We start from the raw sequence: 19,426 nt of genomic DNA, 5'->3' as shown, positions 1-19,426 counted from the left end.
GCAGCCTATGCTTTCAAAGGGCCGTGCCTCCGGGCGCGGCCCTTTTCATTTGGCGGGTTATCTTACTCCGCCGCATCCGCACCGCCCTGCGACCGGCCCTGCAGGATCTCCCGCACCAGCGCTGCTTCCAGCTCCGAGTTCAGCTCGCGGGTCCGGGCGACGTAGGCCTCGTTCTGGCTCAGCGGGATATCCGGGTTCCACAGCTCCGCCAGCTCCCGAAGGATGTGCCGGTCGTGCTTGTAGAACCGGCGCTCCACCTCGCTCGCCTCGAACTCCGAGAACTCCATGTTCTCCAGCACATAGCGCCCGGCCCGCAGGCTCGAGTCGAACAGCTCGCGGATGATGTCGTTCGCCCCGGCCTTGTAGAGCTCATACACATGCAGCCGGTCCCGCGCGCGGGCGATGATGTGAATGTCGGGCCGCACTTCTCGGGCATAATGCACCAACTGCACGGCGGTCTTGGGGTTGTCGAGCGCCACCACCAGAACCCGCGCATGGTGGATGCCTGCGGCGTGCAGCAACTCCGGGCGGGTCGGGTCGCCAAAGAACCCTTTGAAGCCGAAGCGTCGCAGCAGGTTGATGGTTTCAAGATTGTGGTCGAGCACGGTGGTGTTCACCCCGGCGGCGCTGACCATCCGGCTCACGACCTGCCCGAAGCGCCCAAGCCCAGCAATGATCACCGGCGCGGTCTCGTCCATCTCGTCCGGCTCCGGTGCCTCGCTCTCCTCGGCCATTCGTTCCGAGAGCTTCTCGTAGAGGATGAAGTACAGCGGCGTGAGCAGCATGGTCATGGCCACCACCAGCAGGAGGATCTGCGCCAACACAGGGTCGAGCATGCGCTGCCCGGTCATGAAGCCGACCAGCACGAAGCCAAATTCACCGGCCTGCGCCAGCCCGAGGGTAAAGAGCCATTGCCCCTTGGTCCGCAGCTTGAACATCCACGCCAGCGCAAAGAGGATCAGCCCCTTCACCAGCATCACCCCCAGCGTCAGGCCGATGATGGTGAAGATGTTGTTCCAAAGCACGGTAAAGTTGATGCCCGCGCCCACGGTGATGAAGAACAGGCCGAGCAGCAGCCCCTTGAACGGGTTCAGGTCGGCCTCGATCTGGTGGCGGAATTCCGAGTTGGCCAGCATCACGCCGCCAAGGAAGGTACCGAGGGCAGGGGAGAGGCCTACAAGGTTCATCAGGAAGGCGATCATCACCACCATCAGCAGGGCTGTGGCGGTGTAAAGCTCGCGCAGCTTGGCCATGTGGATGAACTTGAACAGCGGCCGCGTCAGGAAGATGCCCGCAAGGATCACCGCCGCCACCGCGCCCACCGTCACCAGCGCCACGCCCCAGCCCGGCAGCCCCTCGACCAGCGACATCGCATGATGCGCCTCTTCGCCGCCCACCTGAATGGCCCCGCTGTCATCGAGTTGGGGCACAAAGGCCACCGGCAGCAGAGGCAGGATCGCAAGGATCGGGATCACCGCGATATCCTGCGTCAGCAGCACCGAGATGATCGAGCGCCCGCCGGGCGACTGCATCAGCCCCTTCTCGCTCAGGGTCTGCAGCACGATGGCGGTGGAGGAGAGGGCAAAGGTCATGCCCACGGCAAGTGCGAGGCTCCACGTAAGGCCAAGCGCCATGCCGCAGCCCGCAATCACAAGGGAGGTGCCCACCACCTGAAGCCCGCCAAGCCCCAAAAGCCGGTGCCGCATGTTCCACAGCGCCTTCGGCTCCAGCTCCAGACCGATCAGGAAGAGCATCACCACCACGCCAAACTCGGCGAAGTGTTGAAGCTCCTGCGTTTCGCTCCCCACAAGGCCGAGGATCGGGCCGATCACGATGCCTGAAAGCAGGTATCCCAGTACCGATCCCATGCCGAGCCGCGCCGAAATAGGCACCGCGACCACAGCCGCGCTGAGGTAGATCACCGCCTGATAAAGGAACTCTTCCATAGCGCCCGCCCTGTTTCGTCCTTTCCAGAAGTATCAGGCAACGGCCAAAATGGAATGGCCGCAGCGCCCCGCAGCGGGCGAAAACGCTGTGCGGCAGGGCACATTATCTTTCACTTGGTTACAGCGGCGCGCCCGGGGGCGCTTGGCGCGGCGCTCACAGGGGCAGGGGGCCGTCCGGCTTGAGCTGGTCCATCACGATCTGGCTTTGCACCCGCGCGACCGAGGGATGGGGCAGCAGAACCTCCTGCACCAGCCGGTTGAGCGCGGCCAGATCGCGGCAGTAGATGCGCAGCAGGTAATCGGCATCGCCGGTCATCACCCATGCGCTGGTGATCTCCCCGGTGCGCTCCACCAGCCGTGCAAAGCTCTGCGCAGCATCGGGGGCATGGGCGGCCATATGCACCTGGATCATCGCCTGCACCCCCAGCCCCACCGCCTCCGGGTCCACCCGCGCGCCGTAGCCCGCAATCAGCCCCTCCGCCTCCAGCCGCTGCCGCCTCCGCCCGGCCTGGCTCGGGCTGAGGCCCAGCTTCTGACCGAGGGTCTCGGCGGTCTGGTTGGCATCCTGTTGCAGGAGCCGAAGCAGGGATGAGTCGGTTTTGTCGAGTGTCATGCGGGGTATTAACGGTAATGGCGGACTTTATGCGCAGTAAACGCGGATTGTCCTGTAATTTCCAGCCATAACGCGCACTCCCCGCCCGCATCCCGCGCTAAACTGGCCGAAAGCGCACAGGAGAGACACATGGGCCCCTTCCCCCACGACGCCCCCAAGGCGACGATCACCCCCGAAAACCCCGCCGGCACCGATGGCTTCGAGTTCGTCGAGTTCGCCCACCCCGACCCCGAGCACCTGCGCGAGACCTTCCGCGCGATGGGTTACACCCACGTGGCCACCCACAAGACCAAGCGCATCGAGCTTTGGCAGCAGGGCGATATCAGCTACCTGCTGAACGACGAGCCCGGCACCCACGGCCGCGACTTCGTGGAAGAGCACGGCCCCTGCGCCCCCTCGATGGGCTGGCGCGTGGTGGATGCCCAGCACGCCTTCGACCACGCCGTGAAAAACGGCGCCGAGCCCTATGAAGGCCCCGGCAAAACAATGGACGTGCCCGCCATCCGCGGCATCGGCGGCAGCCTGATCTACTTCATCGAAGACTACTTCGAGACCAGCGCCTACAACGCCGAGTTCGACTGGCACGACAGCGCCCACCCGATGGGCGTCGGCTTCTACTACCTCGACCACCTCACCCATAACGTTTTCAAGGGCAACATGGACAAGTGGTTCCAGTTTTACGGCAAGCTCTTCAACTTCCGTGAGATCCGCTTCTTCGACATCGAGGGCAAGTTCACCGGCCTGTTCTCCCGCGCCCTGACCTCGCCCTGCGGCCGCATCCGCATTCCGATCAACGAGGACCGGGGCGAGACCGGCCAGATCGTCGCCTACCTGAAAAAGTACAACGGCGAGGGCATCCAGCACATCGCCGTGGGCGCCCGCGACATCTACGAGGCGACCGACCAGATCGCCGAGATGGGCGTGAAGTTCATGCCCGGCCCGCCGGAGACCTATTACAAGATGTCTAAGGACCGGGTGCAGGGCCATGACGAGCCGCTAGACCGGATGATGAAGCACGGCATCCTGATCGACGGCGAGGGCGTGGTGGACGGCGGCGAAACCCGCATCCTGCTGCAGATCTTCTCGAAAACGGTGATCGGCCCGATCTTCTTCGAGTTCATCCAGCGCAAGGGGGATGACGGCTTTGGCGAGGGCAACTTCAAGGCGCTCTTCGAAAGCATCGAGCAGGAGCAGATCGAGAGCGGCGAGTTGAAGCCGGAAGACGCCGCCTGAAAGGCGGGCTCTTCAGTGCCCCTGTGAAAACGCCTCGAAGGGCGAATGAGCGCCCCGCGCCTCAGCCCTTCGTGACCGCGTCCAGCGCCTTCAACCTGTCCAGCACCGCCGGCAGGTCCGCCAGCCGCAGCATGTTCGGCCCGTCCGAAGGCGCGTTGTCGGGGTCTTCATGCACCTCCATGAAGACCGCCGCGCAGCCCACCGCCACGGCCGCGGCTGCCAGCACCGGCACGTATTCGCGCTTGCCACCCGTCGAGCCGCCAAGACCGCCCGGCTGCTGCACCGAATGAGTCGCGTCAAACACGACCGGATAGCCCGTCTCGGCCATGATCGGCAGGCCGCGGAAGTCGCTCACCAGCGCGTTGTAGCCAAAGCTCGTGCCGCGCTCGCAGAGCATGATCCGCTCATTACCCGTGCTGGCGATCTTCTCCGCCACATTGGCCATGTCCCAGGGCGCCAGAAACTGCCCCTTCTTCACGTTGATCGCCTTGCCCGTCTCTCCGGCGGCCAGCAGCAGGTCGGTCTGGCGGCAGAGGAACGCGGGGATTTGCAGGATATCCACCACCTCTCCCGCCCGCTGCGCCTGCGCCACATCATGCACATCGGTCACCACCGGGCAGCCAAACTCCTCGCGGATCGTGGCCAGCACCTCCAGCCCCTTTTCGATCCCAAGCCCCCGCTTGCCCGAGAGCGAGGTGCGGTTGGCTTTGTCGTAGCTCGCCTTGAACACGAAAGGGATGCCGCGCTCGTCCGCCGCCGCGCCGATCTTCTCGGCCAGCATCCGCGCATGGTCGAGGCTCTCCAGCTGGCAGGGGCCGGCCAGCAGGGCAAAGGGCTTGTCGTTCGCAATGGAAAACCCGCCGAGGTCCACCGATGTCATGGCCTGTCTCCTGCTGCCAGATTTCGGGTCACAGGAACACCGGCGCGGCGGGGATGTCAAACAGCCCCGCCCGCGCGCCTTAGCCCGATGGCATGGCGAGGGTGATGTTCTTCCCGCGCTTCACGTAGCGCAGCTCGTTCGGGCCGATTGCGGCAACCTTGCCGCCATCAAGCCGGTCTCCCGCCTTCACCTTGATCAGCCGGCCCGAGGGCAGGCGCACGAGGGCGCGGCGCTGCGAAGGTGAGCCGAAGACGCCGATCAGGTTGATGTCGCGCAGCTTCAGCACGTTGCGGTCGGTTGCGGCCTTGGCCACAGAGGCGCTGGAGGGCACCGAGGGCGCGACCCTCTGGTTGCGCGGCAGGACCACGGCGGCAGAGGCCGTCTGCGTGGAGCCGCTGTCGGCCTGGGGCGCCGTGGTCGAGCGGGCAGCGGCGGCTGCGGCCGCGCGAGCCTGCGCCTCGGCCTCTTCTTCCGCCTTCTTGCGAGCGGCGGCGACCTTGTTGCCAAAGTTGCGCGGCTTGGCGGCGGGCTTGCGCGAGGCGGCAACGGCCAAGCGCGAGGCGTTCTGCAGCTCGGCCTCGGCGCGGGCCTGTGCCTCTGCTGCGGCGCGCTCTTCGTCGGCGGCCAGTTCGGCGGATTCGCTCTCGCTGTCGCGCACGGCTTGTTCGATGGCGGCCTGACGGGCGCTCTCGGCCTCGTCCTGCACCGATTGCGGGCGCGCCTTGGGCCGCAGCCCTGACAATTCAGCACGGGTGCGCCCACCGAGAGTGGCCTTCTCGTTCTCTTCGATCAGCCCTTCGGGGCGGGCCTTGGGACGCAGCCCGGCGAGGGCGCTGTCGGCCTCGGTCTCGCCCGCCGTTTCCGCCTCGGTCTCAGCCTGAGCTTCGGCGCTGGCCTCCTGCGCCGTGCCGGGCCGCACGCGCGGCACCACATGAGGGCGACCGGCATAAAGCGTTACGCCGCCAGCGGTGACCACGCCGTCCTGCGTCGGGCGGATCGAGCCATCGGCATCAAACTCCACGTCCTGGCCGGGGGGCATCGGGCTGGGCTGGCGGGGCAGGGCGGCATCGCTGCCGCTGCCGGTTTCGGCACGGGGCAGCGCCACCGCGTCATAGCCGGTCACCGCCGGGTCTATGGAGGCGATGTAAATGTCGTCGGTGCTCTCTTCGGCGGGCAGGCTGGCGGGCTGCGGGGCCTGCTGCCAGATGCCGCTCTCGGCGTAGGCGGCCTGCGCCTCCTCCGGGCTCAGCGGCGCGGCAGGGGTGGCCTCCGGCTCCGGCTCCATGTCGGCCAACTCGTCCTCGGCGGGGTCGGCATCGGCGTCGATCTCGGGCAACGGCGGGTTTTCGAGCATCGGCTCTGCGATGCGCGGCTCTTCCTCCGGCAGCGCGGAGAAGGGGTCGTCGGCAAGACTGGCCATCTGGGCCTCGCCTTCCATCGCCGGGTCCGTCGGGGTCGGAGCCTGCAGGGCCTCGGCCAGCTCGGCCTCGCCTTCTGGCTCGGTGGTCGCACCGCTGGTGCCGGTCTCCGAGAAGGTGATCGAGCGGGTCAGGGCGCCATCGGCCCCGGTGTTCCCACTAAGCAGCGGCAGCGTGCCTGCCACGCTCTGCTCGACGACCACGGGGGCGCCATCTGTGTCGCCGCCCGCGATGAAGAGTTTCGACCAGAGGCCGACCATGCCGAGAAACAGCACCAGCCCCAGCGTCAGCCCGATGGGGAAGCCCTTGCGCTGCTTCGGCTTGGTTTTGCCGCGCGCGCCGAAAATGGTCATGTCGCCCGCCGCGGCCTCTTGCGAGAGGCGCTTGGGCAGATCGTCCGGCGTGGGCTTGGGCAGCGGCGCGGCAATGATCTCGGGCGTGAGCGCAGAGCCACCCTCGGGCTTGCGGCGCAACGTGCCAACCTTGTCCCGGAAGGCCGCAAAGGCCGCCTTGCTGCGCGGGCTGGCATCCTGCGAGGCAAGCTCCGGGTTCGGCCTGGCCGCAGGTGCGCCCTCCGCGGCTTCGGGCGTCATCGCCGCAATGGTCCGTGCCGCCGTCTCGGCAGGCTTGGCCTCGGGTTTCGCCGCCGATTTCTCTTGCGGCTCGGGTTTGGCCACGGCTTCGGGCTTGGCTGCGGTGTTCTCGGCTTTGCCACGCGTCGCGCCGCCCAGCTTGCGCACCGCGCCGCTAGCTGTGTCGGACCGCGCCGCGCCCAACCGGGGCGCCTGCCCCTCGGGCGTCTGGGCGCGGATCGAGCTGAAGGCAGGCATTGCAGCCGCCGGCGCCTCAGGCTCCGCATCCTCGGCAGGCTCATGCTCGGTGAGCGCCTCCTCTTCCGGCGCCGCAACCTCCTCAGGGGCCACAGCCTCCACAGCAGGAGACTCATCCTCCAGCGCCGGCGCGTCGGCCTCAGCGGGCGCTTCATCACCAGCCGCCTCAACAACCTCGGGCGCGGCTTCTTCGGCAACAGCCGCAACCTCTTCGGTCTCGACGACTTCAGCCTCAACCGTCTCCGGTTCGGCGACCTCCTCAACGACGGGCGCAGACTCTTCAGCAGGCTCCACCTTGTCGGAAGCCTCCAACGCCTCAACATCCTCCGGAACGGCCTCTTCCGCCGCAACTTCCGCCACCTCGGCCACAGCCTCGGCATCTGCTTCCGCCTCAGCCACTGCCTCCACCGGCTCCTCAGCCAACGCTGCAGGCTCTTCCCAGTCGCCCACAACCTCGATCGGTTCCGCATCGGCGAGCATCGCCGGGCCAGCGCCGGGGCCGCGATCCACCGGGCCGAAGAACGGCTCGCGCAGGAAGGCCCCGCGCGGCGGCACCGCCACGTAGCCCACCGGGCCGAAGCCGTGCTCGGCGGCAAAGGCGCGGGCCTCTTCCAGCGTCTCACGGGCAACCACGGCGATGTGCAGCGTCTCGCCGTCCGACTCCCAGTCGAACAGCAGGTCCGAAACCTCGTAGGGCGTGGCCCCCACCAGCGCGGCGCGCACCCGCACCTCGTCGGCCAGCTCGTCTCGGCCGCTCGCAGGGCAGGTGGTGTAAAGGATCTGGCCGTTGGGGATCACCAGCTTGGTCGCCACCGCGTCCCCCGCCTGCGCCCGCAGCGCGGCCAAGTCATCACTCAGCCGGTCGGCATCCAGCGAGACCGCGCCAACCCGTCGCCACCCATCCTCCGCACGCCGCAAAAGCGAGATACCGTCGAGGCTGAGATCAAGCGCTAAATCGGGGGTCATCCAAGGAGTTTCCGGCCAATGGGGGCGGGCGCCGCAGGGCCCGCGTGAAAGCTCCTTAGTCTATACAGGCTTAACGGCGGGTTTTCAATTTTTCACGACTCCTGCGGCATCACCTTCACCTCGCGCCAAAGCGCCTTGTCGCAAAACGAAAAATCCGGCCCGCGGAGGGGCCGGATTGTTGGAGGTGCGGGGCTGACAATGTCGTGAAACTGCAAGCCCCGCGCGGGCGGAAATCCGCCGCCGTCGCGCCTATTGGTGTGCCTTCTCCAGTGCCTGCCCGAGGTCGGCGATCAGGTCGTCGGCATCCTCGATCCCGATGGAAAGCCGCAGCACGTTCGGCGCGGCCCCGGCCGCCACCTGCTGCTCCTCGGTGAGCTGGCGGTGGGTGGTGGAGGCAGAGTGGATCACAAGGCTCCGGGTGTCCCCGAGGTTGGCCACGTGGGAGAATAGCTCGAGGCTGTCCACCGTCTTCACGCAGGCCTCGTAGCCGCCCTTCAGCGTCACCGTGAAGAGCCCGCCCGCGCCCTTGGGGCACACCGTCTTGACCCGCCCGGCATAGGGCGAGGAAGGCAGGCCGGCGTAGGTCACGGCCTCCACGTTCGGGTGGGTCTCCAGCCAGCCAGCGATCTTCTTGGCGTTGGCCACATGTCGCTCCATCCGCAGGCTGAGGGTCTCGATGCCCATCAGCGTGTAATGGGCGGCCTGCGGGTTCAGGGTCATCCCGAGGTCACGCAGCCCGATGGCGATGCCGTGGAAGGTAAAGGCCAGCGGCCCGAAGGTCTCGGCGAACTTGAGGCCGTGATAGGCAGGCTCCGGCTCGGAGAGCGAGGGGAACTTGCCCGAGGCCGCCCAGTCGAACTTGCCCGAATCCACCACCACGCCACCGGTCACGGTGCCGTTGCCGGTGAGGTACTTGGTCATCGAATGCACCACCAGCGTCGCGCCATGCTCGATCGGGCGGCAGAGGTAGGGGGTGGCCGAGGTGTTGTCGACGATGAGCGGCAGCCCCGCGTTGTCAGCCACCTTCGCCACGGCGGGCAGGTCGGTGATGTAGCCGCCCGGGTTGGCGATGGACTCGCAGAAAACCGCGCGCGTGTCGTCGTCGATGGCCGCTTCGATGGCTCCCAGATCGTCGAAATCCACGAACTTGGCCGACCAGCCGAAACGCTTGATCGTCTGGCTGAACTGGGTGATCGACCCGCCGTAAAGCCTTGTGGACACAACCACATTCCGCCCTGGCCCCATCAGCGGGAAGAGCGCCATGATCTGCGCCGCATGGCCCGACGAGCAGCACACCGCGCCCGCACCGCCCTCCAGCGTGGCGATCCGCTCCTGCAGCACCGCCACGGTCGGGTTGGTCAGCCGCGAGTAGATGTAGCCCACTTCCTGCAGGTTGAAGAGCGCGGCGGCGTGATCCGCATCGCGGAACACATAGGCCGTGGTCTGGTAGATCGGCGTCTGCCGCGCGCCGGTCGCCGGATCGGGCCGTGCGCCTGCGTGAATCTGAAGCGTGTCGAAGCCGTAGCTCATGGGTGTCCTCCCGTTACGTCATGATTGGTCGTGACCCTAGGCCAGCGCTCAAGGCGCGGCAATCGGGGCGAGCGTGAAATCGGCGCAAGACCTTTATGCGCTCCGCGATGGCGCACCCCGCCTTTAGGGCCTCTCAAAGCCCCGCGATTTGACAGGTCACGCCCATCCGGGTGACCCTGCGTCATTGATCAATGCTTTTGCGCCGTCACCTACGGCCACGAGATTTCAGGAAAGGTAACAAAATGAAGACCTTGATAAAGCTCCTCATCCTGCTTGGTGCGGTCTCGATCCTCACGGCCTGTTCCGATGGAACCGGCCTTGGCATCGCGCCTAAATACGGCATCGAGCGCCCGGTGAAGGTCGAGAAGCTGCCGAACGGCGAGGTGAAGATCGGCGCGCGCACCTTCAAGACCCGCCGCGAACGGGCAACCTATGCAGACGGCAAGAGCGAAGAAATCTGGGAGATGAGCGCCACCGGACAGTGGATCAAGTGCTTCTCCCCCACGCAGGCGGGGTGCGAAAAGGCCTACAATATCTACCTGCGCGGCGCGCAGGGCGGCGGCTACGGCTGAGGCGTGCTGCCGTCTGGCGCCCCGGCAAGCCACAGCGCATGGGCCCGAACATCGTCCGGCCAATGCGCGACCGCCCCGGCAAACCCCTCGCCGGCATAGAGCGCCCGCATCGCCTCTTCATAGCCCGGCAGGTCGCCCGCGATGGCGGTGCAAAAGGCATAGGCCGCATCGCGCCGCGCCGCCGGGTTGGGCTGCCGCATCGCCTCTTCCACCAACCGCCTGAGCGTGGCCGAGGCTCCGCCGCGTTGGCTGGCCAGCCACTCCCAATGGCGCGGCAACAAGGTCACTTCCTTGGCCCGCACCCCCAGCTTGGGTCGTCCGCGCCCGCGCGGCGGCGCGTCGGCCGGCGGGGCAGGGGGGGCTGAAAGGTCGAGGTCCGTCTCCCGCCCGGTCAGGTCACTGAACACCAGCAGCGCCGCGCCCGGCCCGTAGCCCTTGGCCTGCAGCGCCTCGGTCAGCGCGGGCCGCGTGCCCTGCGCCACCCGCCGGGCGCCCTCGAATGCGGTGAATGTCTCGTCCATGCCTGCTATTTACACCCGGGTAAAAATATGTCAACTGGCGGGCCAGCAAAGGACGAATGAGATGATCGACAAGCAAGCCGCCCGAAGAGCCGCCAAGGAGGCCCCGCAACACTGGGTGATCTACGCCGCCCGCACCGGCGGGCAGGCCTGGGTCGGGGCCACGCCCAACCTGCAAGCCGCAGAGAACCGCCTGCGGTTTCAATTGAAGATGGGCAGTTGCACCGTGGCCGGTATGCAGGCCGCCCATGACGGCACGCTCACCACCGAAACGCTGGAAGAGATCGATGCAGCCCTCGGCCCGCTCGCCCGCGACGAGGCGGTGAAAACCCTGCGCGCCGCATGGGCCGCTCGGCTCTCAGCCAAACCGATGGAGCGGTAAGGCTCGGAAGGCCTTGCAGAAGTCCGCACCCATCACCGCATCCACAGGTTCTCACGCTTCAACTGGTTGCGAATGGCCTGCTCCTTGCGGGGCAGCTTGTCCCGGTCAAACAGCGCCCGCGCCCGCTCGCCCTTGCTCTGAAAGATCAGCCGCTTGAACGGTTCGTATTCCTTCAGCACCTTCTTGATCTTGTTGGGCGCCGTCACCTCGGCCAGCGCCTCTACCACCCGGTCGGACTCGCGGGCATAGAGCAGCGACATCACCCGCCAGTGACAGGTCACATCGCCGTCCAGCCCGTCCAACTCCGGGCCGGGCCGTCCGCCGCCAAAGGAATGGACCACAAGCGGCAGCGCCACCTGGTCGAGCCATGGGTCCAGCTCCTGACAGGCCAGCGCATCAGGCGCATCGTCCCGGATCGCCAGCGCATATTCTTCGAAACGCGCGCCAAAGCTCGGCCCGCAGGCGCCAAAGAACCACCCGGCGTTGAAGTAAAGGTAGCGCCGCCAGTATTCATCCGGCTGGCTCAAATCGAGGCTCGGCTCAAACGCCAGCCCGAACTTGTCATAGAGGCTCTTCCAGATGCCCGCGTAGCCGGGCCCATAGAGCGGCACCTCGGGCCATGTGCCCTCGCGCCGCATCGAGGCGGAGGGGCGGCTGAAATCGAAGGGCAGGGCAGAGAGCGCCCCCGTCACCAGCGTGTCGCTGTCGAAGAACATAAAAGGCTCGCCCTCGGGCAGCGCCCGCAGCGCCTCGATCTTGTTGCCATAGGGATAGTCCGCGCCAAAGTGGCGGCTCTCGAACGGCAGGATCTCCGCCCCCAGCTCCTCCACCAGCAGCTTGCGCACCGCTGCGCTGTCGATCCGCGGATCATCCGGCCAGCGCGGCCCCGGCTGCGGCTCGGCCACAAAAAGCCGCCCCTCGAAGCCTTGGTCGAAATGCCGGAGCGAGGCCGCAAACAGCGCCGCCTCATACTGAAGTCTGCCCCCCTGGGCGACCACGACGATGTTGAAAGGCTTTGATTTCTTCCGCTTCGCGGCCATACTGCTCGGGACCCCGCATTTTCGGGGCCACTATAGCCAAAGTCCATTTGCCGAAAAGGAAAATCCCCGATGAGTTTCCTCAAGCTCACAGCCGCCACGCTGCTCGCCATCGCGCCCCTCACCCTTCAGGCCGAGAACTTCACCACCGCCGCCGAGGTGCGCCCGATCCTTGAAACAATCAAGGACAAGTGGATCGCCATTCGCGTCGAGGGTAACGAGGATTACGTGTTCTTCACCCCCATCGTCTCATGGCGCTGCGGCGTGGACTCGGTCCAGTTCGGCTTCAACGACGAGCCGCCCACCCGCGCGCTGGAAATGGCCGAGTGCCACACCGAGTTCTCCAACCCCAACGTGATGGTCGATGGCGACCCGATCCCCCTCGTCACCGCCCCGGCCAACACGGTCGAGAGCGTGACGATCCGCATGATGTATGACGATGGCTCGCTGTCCGAATCCATCATCCCGCGCAAACAGGTGCTGATCCCCTAGCGCCGGACGGGCCGCAACACTGGCCCTCCGCCCCCCGCGCCCTATCCTTTGGCCCCAACAGTCAAAGGAGGGGCAGCAATGCGCTACGTTCACACCATGGTCCGGATCACCGATGTCGAGGAGAGTCTCGATTTCTGGGTCACCAAATTCGGCCTCGAAGAGATCCGCCGGATCGACAACGAGCAGGGCAAGTTCACCCTCATCTTCCTCGCCGCCCCCAAGGACGCGGCCAGCGCCAAAGAGACCCGCGCCCCCGAACTGGAGCTGACCTACAACTGGGACAGCGACGAGAAGTATGAGACCGCCCGCGCATGGGGCCACCTCGCCTACCGGGTCGATGATATCTACGCCACCTGCCAAAAACTGATGGACGCAGGCGTCACCATCAACCGCCCCCCGCGCGATGGCCGCATGGCCTTCGTCAAATCGCCCGACAACATCTCCATCGAGCTGATTCAGGAGGGCGACGCCCTGCCAAGCGCCGAGCCCTGGGCCTCGATGGAAAACACCGGCGACTGGTGAGCGCACCCCGCCTCGTCCTCGTTCTGGGAGACCAGCTGACCCCCTCCGTCGCCGCCCTCGCGGCGGCGGAGAAGGGCAGGGACGTGGTGGTGATGGCCGAGGTCGCGGCCGAAACCGACTACGTCCGCCACCACCCCAAGAAGATCGCCCTGATCTTCGCCGCCATGCGCAAATTCGCCGCGCGGCTCTCGGAGGATGGCTGGCAGGTCGCCTACACCCGTCTGGACGATGAAGAGAACGCCGGCTCCATCCCCGGCGAACTCCTTCGGCGCGCCGAGGAGCATGGCGCGAAACAGGTCATCGCCACCCGGCCCGGCGAATGGCGCCTGATCGAGGCGCTGGAGGATTGCCCACTCGAGATCGACCTGCTCGAAGACACCCGCTTCATTGCCAGCCACGACGACTTCGAGCAATGGGCCAAGGGCCGCAAGGCCCTACGGATGGAGTATTTCTACCGCGAGATGCGCCGCAAGACCGGCCTCCTGATGGAGGGGGACAATCCGGCTGGCGACAAGTGGAACTACGACCACGACAACCGCAAACCCGCCGAAGATGACCTCTTCCTCCCCAAGCCCCTCTGGTTCGAACCGGATGAGGCCACCGAGGAGGTGCTCAGCCTCGTCGAGTCCCGCTTCGGCAAGAACTTCGGCAAACTCCGCCCCTTCGGCTTTGCCACCACCGCCGAAGAAGCCGAGCAGGTGCTGAGCCACTTTATCGAGAATGCGCTGGAGAACTTCGGTACCTATCAGGACGCGATGCTGCAAAACCAGCGCTTCCTCTATCACTCCTTGATCTCCGCCTACCTCAACATCGGCCTGCTCGATCCGCTCGACGTGTGCCAACGCGTCGAGGCTGCATGGCAACAGGGCAAGGCCCCGATCAACGCCGCCGAGGGCTTCATCCGCCAGATCCTTGGCTGGCGCGAATACGTCCGCGGCATCTACTTCCACGAAGGGCCAGACTACCCCCGCCGCAATGCCCTGAACCACCAGCGCAGCCTGCCGCCGCTCTACTGGGGCGCCGAAACCAGGATGAACTGCCTGTCGCTGGCCGTGAAACAGACCGAAGAAGAGGCCTACGCCCACCACATCCAACGGCTGATGATCACCGGCAACTTCGCCCTGATCGCGCAGATCAATCCCGCGGAGGTCCACGAATGGTATCTCGAGGTCTACATCGACGCCTTCGAATGGGTCGAAGCCCCCAATACCGTGGGTATGAGCCAATTCGCCGACGGCGGCGTGATTGCCTCCAAGCCGTACGTCTCCTCCGGCAACTACATCAACAAGATGTCCGACTACTGCGGCGCCTGCGACTATTCGGTAGCCACGAAAACAGGGGAGGGGGCCTGCCCCTTCAACCTGCTTTACTGGCATTTCCTGCTGCGACATCGCGACAGGTTTGAACAGGGCCCCCGCACCGCCCAGATGTACAGAACATGGGACAGGATGGATGAAGCCCGGCGCGAGACCGTACTGCGCGAAGCCGAAACCTTCCTCGACAGAATGAGCAAAGGCGAAACCGTATGACCGACCTGAACCAGATCCTCGAGACCCAGCGCACCGCCTTCCTCGCCGCCCCGCCGCCCGATCTGGCCACCCGCCGCGCCGACCTCTCGCGCCTCGCCAAGGCGGTGAAGGCCAAGGCCGATGTGCTGGCCAAGGCGGCGAACGAGGATTTCGGCCGCCGCGCGCCGAGCGAAACCAAGCTGCTCGACCTCGTGCCCACCATCAACGCCATCGAATATCTCGACAGCAACCTGCGCCGCTTCATGGCCCCCGAGCGCCGCAGCACCCATTTCGCCCTATGGCCCGGCAAGTCCCGCCTCCACTACCAGCCCAAGGGTGTGGTGGGCATCATCTCGCCCTGGAACTACCCCTACCTGCTGGCCCTCGCCCCGCTCGCCACGGCGCTGGCCGCCGGCAACCGCGTGATGCTGAAACCTTCCGAGTTCACCCCCGCCTGCTCCGCCGCCATGCGCGAGCTGCTCGATGAGCTGTTCCGCCCCGATCAGGTCTCCGTAGTCGAAGGTGGCCCCGAGCTGGGCGCGGAGTTTTCCGCGCTGCCCTTCGATCACCTCTTCTTCACCGGCGGCACCGAGGTCGGCCGCAAGGTGATGCAGGCCGCCGCAGCCAACCTCACGCCCGTCACGCTGGAACTCGGCGGCAAAAGCCCCGCCATCATCGCGCCCGAGGCCGACGTAGCCGAGGCCACCGCTTCCATCGCCTTCGGCAAGCTCGTCAACGGCGGCCAAACCTGCATCGCGCCAGACTACGCCCTCGTCCCCCGCGACAAACTGGATGCCTTCTGCGAGGCCATGCAGGCCGAGGCCCGCAAGCTCTACCCATCCGGCACGGCGGACGAGATCTTCACCCTCCCGATCCATGACCGCCACGCCGCCCGCCTCGCCAAACTGGCCGATGACGCCGTCGCGCAAGGCGCCCGCCGCCTCCCTCTGCTGGACGGCGAGAACGCCCCCGCGATGCTGACGGGTGTGACGGACGAGATGCCGATTATGCAGGAAGAAATCTTCGGCCCCCACCTGCCCGTAATCCCTTATGACACAATCGAAGACGCCATCGCCTACATCAACGCCCGCCCGCGCCCCCTCGCGCTCTACCACTTCGGCCCCGATGATGACGCGCGCGAAGCCGTGCTCACCCGCACCACCTCCGGCGGCGTCACGGTGAACGACACGCTCCTGCACGTCGCCGTCGATGACCTCCCCTTCGGCGGCATCGGCCCCTCCGGCCTCGGCAGCTACCACGGGCCGGAAGGCTTCAAATCCATGAGCCACGCCAAATCCGTCTTCACCCAGCGCAAACCCAACGGCAGCCACCTCATCCGCCCGCCCTACGGCAAATGGACCAAGCGCATCCTGAAGCACTTCCTCGGCTGAACGTTCGTTCAATTTCGAGGTTGCTCCCAAAAAGATATGAGGCCTCCGGCGGGGATATTTCCCGGACCAATGAGAGCAGACCGTCTTGCCTCCTCATTGGTCCTCCAAATATCCCCGCCGGAGGCCCAAAATCTCTTCAGGCAGCACACTCCAGCAAGAGCGTTCCGGCCGCGGTGTTCGAGATCGGGATATGGTAGTTCCGGGTGATCTCCGTCACCTCATCCCCCAGCGCCCCGCGCATCATCATCCACATCAAGAACTCGGTGCCCTGCGCGCCTGCCTTTTCCACAAGTTCCATCCGCGAGATCTTCGTCAGCGCCTCGGGGTTCGAAACGATGTTTTCGAGGCAATACTGGTCGAACTCCTTGTTGATGAACCCGGCCCGTGCGCCATCCAACTGATGGCTCAGCCCGCCCGTACCGAGGATCACCACCTTGGCCTCCTCTGGGAACGACCGCAGCGCCTTGCCAAGCGCCTTGCCGAAATCCAGCGCCCGCTTCAGCGTCGGGATCGGGTGCTGCACCGTGTTGGCCGAGATCGGCACCGCACGCGGCATGTCGGGGTTGTTCGGCGCCCCCGGCCAGAACAGCTGCATCGGCACCACGAAGCCATGGTCCACCGCCAACTCCTGACAGGAGGTGATATCGAACTCATCCTCGACCATGCTCTCGATGATATGCCAGCTCAGTTCCGGCGCGCCCGGAAACGGCGGCAGCGAGGGCAGGCCCCAGCCTTCATCTTCATTCCGGTATTCATGCGCAGCGCCAATCGCGAAGGTCGGCATCCGGTCGAGGAAAAACCCAAGCCCGTGGTCGTTGTAGATATTCACCACGTAGTCCGGCTTGTGCGCCTTGATCCACGCATGAACCTTCGGATAGCCGTCGAAGAAGGGCTTCCAATAGGGATCGTCCTGCAACCCCTTGTCGATCGCGTTGCCCACAGCGGGGATGTGCGAGGTGGTGATGCCACCGAGTATCTGTGCCATGTGCCTGCCCTCACGCCTGACTGGCCAGGAAGGCTTGAAACTCTTCGCGCGTCCGGCCCGTCTGCATGCCGCCCACGTCCTGAACGCTCAGCTTGAAGATGCCCGCCAGCTTGGCGAGGTAATAGATGTTCCCGCCCTCTTCGATCATGCGCAAAATGTCATTGTCGCGGATCGCCTGTCGCTGCTCTTCCCGCAGCCCATAGGCCTCCATCCAGCCCTCCGGATCGGCCTTGAAGCCCTCCCGGTTCTCGGCCCGGTTGAAGTCGTAGCACATCTTGTTCAGCGCATAGCCCTTCATGGCCATCCGCCCGTCGAACACCGTCGTGCCGGGGATCTCTATGTGATAATCGTGGCTGTGTTGCGTCATGCTGTCCTCCATTGCTCTATGGCGGTATCGCATGGCGGCGGCGGGCCGGAGTTTGACCTGAATCAAGCCGGTCCCCCGGTTGGCACGCTTCGAATTACGGTAGCGGAAAACGAATGGCGGCGCGGTGCGGCACAAACGCAAACGGGCGCCGCTCCGTGACGCCCGTTCAACCACAAATCACCCGGTCATCTCTCCCAGTAGAGACGCATCGGGTTGTCCACCAACAGCTTTTGCTGCTGCTCCTGCATGGGCGCGATCTTGGGGATGTAATCCACCAGCGCCCCGTCATCCGGCATGTGGCTCTTCATGTTCGGGTGCGGCCAATCGGTGCCCCAGAGCACCCGGTCGGGGAACCGCTCCACGATGGCCCGGCAATAGGGGATCACGTCGTCATAGGGCGGCCCCTGCAGGCTCAGCCGCTCGGGGCAGGTGACCTTGCTCCAGATGTTCTCATTCCGCGCCATCAGCTCGATGAACCGCTGGAAGTCAGGATGATCCACACCTTTGCTCACATCCGGCCGGCCCATGTGATCGACCACCAGCACCGTCGGCAGGCTCTCCAGAAAGGGCACCAGCTCTTCCAGATCGGCTGCCTCGAAATAGACCACGATATGCCAGCCCAACTTGGCGATCCGCTCGGCAATGCCGACGAACACCTCCTTGGGCGTCGCATCCACCAGCCGTTTGACAAAGTTGAACCGCACGCCGCGCACACCCGCCGCATCCATCTCGGCCAGCTCTTCATCCGTCACATCGGGGCCGACACTCGCAATCCCGCGCGCCAGATCCCCGGCGGCGCGGCAGGCATCCACCATCGCCCGGTTGTCCTTGCCGTGGCAGGTCGCCTGCACGATTACGTTGCGCGAAAACCCCAGATAATCCCGCAATTCGAACAGCTTGTCCTTGCCCGCGTTGCAGGGCGTGTACTTCCGCTCCGGCGCAAAGGGGAACTCCGGAGACGGCCCGAACACGTGGCAATGCGCATCCACTGCCCCCTCGGGCAGCTTGAAATCCGGTTTCTTCGGGCTGGGGTGAAACTCCAGCCAATCCGCGTCCATCACCTGCACGTCGCTCATGCAAAAACCTCCCCGTCCATCAGTTTGCGCGCCGTCCGCAGGATCGCCGCCTCTGTCACTTCGCCACCTTCGACGGTGGCCACAACCGTCATCTCGCCCGTGGGGTGCTCCACCGACAAGGCCCGCTCCCGCCCCTCGCCGCGCTGGGCGAGATCATAGGCGGGCGAGCCTTCCGTCAGGCAGGCCGTCGCCACGCTCACCGCGCCCAGCACGCCAATCGTCTTGTGGCAGCGATGCGGGATGAACGTCCGTGTCGAGATCGCCCCCGTCTTCGGCGCGCTCACCATCGTCATCTTCGGCACCGACTTCTCAGCCACATCGCCAAGGTTCATCATTGGCCCCGCCTTCAGCCGAATCGCCTCCAGCTTCTCACGAAGCGCGGCGTTTTCTTCCAGTTCCTCCGGCGTCTCCTCGCCCGAAATCCCCATGTCGGCGGCCCGCATCACCACGCAGGGCATCCCGTTGTCGATCAGGGTGCAGTCCACCCCCTCGATCTCGTCACAGGCATTCCCGGTCGGCAGCAACGCCCCGCAACTCGATCCGGCGGTATCCTTGAAAGCAATAGGCACCGCCGCCGCCGTCCCCGGCACGCCATCAATCTTCGCCTCACCAGCGTAGCTCACCTTGCCGCCCGGCGTGCGCACCCGCGCCACGGCGATCTGCCCGGTGTTCTCCATGTAGATAGTCACCGGCGTCTCACCGTCCTGCGCCGCGACCAGCCCGCGCTCGATGGCGAAGGGGCCGACCCCGGCAAGGATGTTCCCGCAGTTCTGGGCATCGGTCACGATCGGCTGGTCGGTGAAGACCTGCAGGAAGAGATAGTCTACATCCACGCCGTCGCGCTCCGAGGCCTTCACCACCGCCACCTTCGAGGTCAGCGGGTCCGCTGCGCCCATGCCGTCGATCTGGCGAATGTCCGGCGAGCCCATGACCCGGAGCAAGAAGGCATCCCGCTCTTCCGGCAGGTCAGCGGCCAGAAAGTAGCCTCCCTTGGAGGTGCCGCCGCGCATCCACATGCATCTCGTGCCGTCGCTCATCTGCCCGTCTTTCTGCACCGGCATAACGCGCGGTGCGGGTGAGAAATCTTAACATGCTGCACCTGCGATATGCATGGAATGTGCATCAGTTGTGCATCACTTGTGCTGGGGTGCTCAGATACC

At 65.7% G+C, this 19,426-nt stretch carries 18 protein-coding genes; 7 read left to right on the top strand and 11 right to left on the bottom strand.

All coding sequences use genetic code 11. The features are described from left to right. Positions 1–62 precede the first annotated feature (62 nt). Together ACUXVX_RS16710 and ACUXVX_RS16705 are read right to left on the bottom strand one after the other, a co-directional pair. On the bottom strand, positions 63–1,946 hold the full coding sequence (locus ACUXVX_RS16710) for a cation:proton antiporter domain-containing protein (RefSeq protein WP_446309177.1): 1,884 nt from the start codon (positions 1,944–1,946) through the stop codon (positions 63–65). Positions 1,947–2,100: 154 nt separating this feature from the next. Then, positions 2,101–2,559, bottom strand: coding sequence for an Lrp/AsnC family transcriptional regulator (locus ACUXVX_RS16705; protein ID WP_446309176.1), 459 nt, complete (start codon positions 2,557–2,559; stop codon positions 2,101–2,103). Between the two features lie 129 nt (positions 2,560–2,688). Here ACUXVX_RS16705 and hppD point away from each other — a divergent pair, with 129 nt between their 5' ends. Next, a complete protein-coding gene (gene hppD / locus ACUXVX_RS16700; RefSeq protein ID WP_446309175.1) occupies positions 2,689–3,792 on the top strand; it encodes a 4-hydroxyphenylpyruvate dioxygenase in 1,104 nt (367 codons plus the stop codon). Between the two features lie 61 nt (positions 3,793–3,853). Here hppD and kdsA read toward each other — a convergent pair whose 3' ends face one another. The 3 genes from kdsA to ACUXVX_RS16685 form a co-directional block, all read right to left on the bottom strand. Continuing rightward, positions 3,854–4,672 carry a 3-deoxy-8-phosphooctulonate synthase gene (kdsA, locus tag ACUXVX_RS16695; protein WP_446309174.1) on the bottom strand — a complete coding sequence of 273 codons (819 nt, stop codon included), beginning with the start codon at positions 4,670–4,672 and terminating at the stop codon, positions 3,854–3,856. 79 nt (positions 4,673–4,751) lie between these two features. Next, on the bottom strand, positions 4,752–7,886 hold the full coding sequence (locus ACUXVX_RS16690; RefSeq protein WP_446309173.1) for a hypothetical protein: 3,135 nt from the start codon (positions 7,884–7,886) through the stop codon (positions 4,752–4,754). Between the two features lie 249 nt (positions 7,887–8,135). Next, on the bottom strand, positions 8,136–9,416 hold the full coding sequence (locus ACUXVX_RS16685; RefSeq protein WP_446309172.1) for an O-acetylhomoserine aminocarboxypropyltransferase/cysteine synthase family protein: 1,281 nt from the start codon (positions 9,414–9,416) through the stop codon (positions 8,136–8,138). A gap of 242 nt (positions 9,417–9,658) precedes the next feature. Here ACUXVX_RS16685 and ACUXVX_RS16680 point away from each other — a divergent pair, with 242 nt between their 5' ends. After that, the gene (locus ACUXVX_RS16680) at positions 9,659–9,988 is read left to right on the top strand and encodes a hypothetical protein (protein ID WP_446309171.1); all 330 of its coding nucleotides are present in this window, start codon (positions 9,659–9,661) and stop codon (positions 9,986–9,988) included. Here ACUXVX_RS16680 and ACUXVX_RS16675 read toward each other — a convergent pair. After that, entirely contained in the window at positions 9,979–10,509 is a 531-nt protein-coding gene (locus ACUXVX_RS16675) for a DUF2239 family protein (protein ID WP_446309170.1), read from the bottom strand. The two genes, ACUXVX_RS16680 and ACUXVX_RS16675, sit on opposite strands and share 10 nt — an antisense overlap. Before the next feature lie 61 nt (positions 10,510–10,570). On the opposite strand from ACUXVX_RS16675, the gene ACUXVX_RS16670 reads away from it, so the two are divergent. Next, positions 10,571–10,888 (top strand): hypothetical protein, encoded by a 318-nt coding sequence (locus ACUXVX_RS16670; protein ID WP_446309169.1) that lies wholly within the window; start codon positions 10,571–10,573, stop codon positions 10,886–10,888. Positions 10,889–10,920: 32 nt separating this feature from the next. Here the strand turns inward: ACUXVX_RS16670 and ACUXVX_RS16665 are convergent, their stop codons facing one another. Then, positions 10,921–11,928: a hypothetical protein gene (locus tag ACUXVX_RS16665; RefSeq protein ID WP_446309168.1), complete on the bottom strand. Its 1,008-nt coding sequence runs from the start codon at positions 11,926–11,928 to the stop codon at positions 10,921–10,923. Positions 11,929–11,997: 69 nt separating this feature from the next. Between ACUXVX_RS16665 and ACUXVX_RS16660 the strand changes: the two genes are divergently transcribed. The 4 genes from ACUXVX_RS16660 to ACUXVX_RS16645 all read left to right on the top strand — a co-directional run bounded on the left by ACUXVX_RS16660 (position 11,998) and on the right by ACUXVX_RS16645 (position 15,838). Further along, on the top strand, positions 11,998–12,417 hold the full coding sequence (locus ACUXVX_RS16660) for a hypothetical protein (protein WP_446309167.1): 420 nt from the start codon (positions 11,998–12,000) through the stop codon (positions 12,415–12,417). Positions 12,418–12,495: 78 nt separating this feature from the next. Continuing rightward, positions 12,496–12,939: a VOC family protein gene (locus tag ACUXVX_RS16655; protein ID WP_222468507.1), complete on the top strand. Its 444-nt coding sequence runs from the start codon at positions 12,496–12,498 to the stop codon at positions 12,937–12,939. Continuing rightward, a complete protein-coding gene (locus tag ACUXVX_RS16650; RefSeq protein WP_446309166.1) occupies positions 12,936–14,468 on the top strand; it encodes a cryptochrome/photolyase family protein in 1,533 nt (510 codons plus the stop codon). The genes ACUXVX_RS16655 and ACUXVX_RS16650 overlap by 4 nt, the downstream gene beginning before the upstream one ends. Next, on the top strand, positions 14,465–15,838 hold the full coding sequence (locus ACUXVX_RS16645; RefSeq protein WP_446309165.1) for a coniferyl aldehyde dehydrogenase: 1,374 nt from the start codon (positions 14,465–14,467) through the stop codon (positions 15,836–15,838). The genes ACUXVX_RS16650 and ACUXVX_RS16645 overlap by 4 nt, the downstream gene beginning before the upstream one ends. Before the next feature lie 136 nt (positions 15,839–15,974). Here ACUXVX_RS16645 and ACUXVX_RS16640 read toward each other — a convergent pair whose 3' ends face one another. The 4 genes from ACUXVX_RS16640 to ACUXVX_RS16625 form a co-directional block, all read right to left on the bottom strand. Beyond that, the gene (locus ACUXVX_RS16640) at positions 15,975–16,823 is read right to left on the bottom strand and encodes a class III extradiol dioxygenase family protein (RefSeq protein WP_446309164.1); all 849 of its coding nucleotides are present in this window, start codon (positions 16,821–16,823) and stop codon (positions 15,975–15,977) included. Between the two features lie 10 nt (positions 16,824–16,833). Continuing rightward, positions 16,834–17,190 carry a protocatechuate 4,5-dioxygenase subunit alpha gene (locus ACUXVX_RS16635; RefSeq protein ID WP_446309163.1) on the bottom strand — a complete coding sequence of 119 codons (357 nt, stop codon included), beginning with the start codon at positions 17,188–17,190 and terminating at the stop codon, positions 16,834–16,836. Positions 17,191–17,375: 185 nt separating this feature from the next. Further along, on the bottom strand, positions 17,376–18,266 hold the full coding sequence (locus ACUXVX_RS16630; protein WP_446309162.1) for an amidohydrolase family protein: 891 nt from the start codon (positions 18,264–18,266) through the stop codon (positions 17,376–17,378). Next, the gene (locus ACUXVX_RS16625) at positions 18,263–19,303 is read right to left on the bottom strand and encodes a 4-oxalomesaconate tautomerase (RefSeq protein WP_446309161.1); all 1,041 of its coding nucleotides are present in this window, start codon (positions 19,301–19,303) and stop codon (positions 18,263–18,265) included. Before ACUXVX_RS16625 ends, ACUXVX_RS16630 begins: the two co-directional genes overlap by 4 nt. Between the last annotated feature and the right edge of the window lie 123 nt (positions 19,304–19,426).

The organism is Vannielia sp. SX4 (assembly GCF_052828525.1).
This window is presented reverse-complemented; position numbering and strand designations above follow the sequence as displayed.